The following is a 531-nucleotide window of genomic DNA, read 5'->3' as shown; positions in this document are numbered from 1 at the left end:
AACCTGCATTGGAGGCACGCATCCTTGGTGTCTTCACCGTACGAGGACGTCAGCGATAGGAAAGAGTCGGAGCGGAAGGATTTCACACGAGAATGATAGCTAAGCGCCGCACTTGCATTTTTTAAGAACCATATTTTGCTTTTTTTTAGAAGCGTGTATTGATGTTAATTTTATGCCGTGGGATGCTTCGTCGCACCTGGCAGGAGTTCCATCCCATGAACGACATTATTTCCCTGATCGAAAATGCCGCGAAAACGAAGAATGACCTGGCGTCCGCATCTATCCGCATGCCCAAGGAGCTCTACTCCTTCATTGAAGGTTTGGCTGATCAGCTCGATCTGAGTCGCCAGGAGACAATGCTGAAACTGCTCGAGAAGGGGGTTGAAGCCGCCAAGGCTGCTCTGAAGCTTGATGACAAAGAGCAAGCGGCGGTAGACATCGAGTTGCTCGAATCATCGAGCTTCCACCTTCTGAATACGAACAAGCGTCACTCATTGGAAGACCATGACCGTATGCTCAGCGAGGGGAGCG

Annotated in this window: 1 pseudogene; it reads left to right on the top strand. The window is 50.3% G+C overall.

Going from position 1 to position 531, the window contains the following annotated elements:
- Positions 1-215 precede the first annotated feature (215 nt).
- Positions 216-531 (top strand): annotated as a pseudogene (locus NRB16_RS29220) (hypothetical protein); the annotation flags it as partial.

This window comes from Pseudomonas sp. LJDD11, assembly GCF_024584215.1.
Classification (GTDB): Bacteria; Pseudomonadota; Gammaproteobacteria; order Pseudomonadales; family Pseudomonadaceae; genus Aquipseudomonas.
The sequence above is the reverse complement of the archived record's forward strand: the minus strand, read 5'-3'. Positions and strand labels throughout refer to the sequence as shown.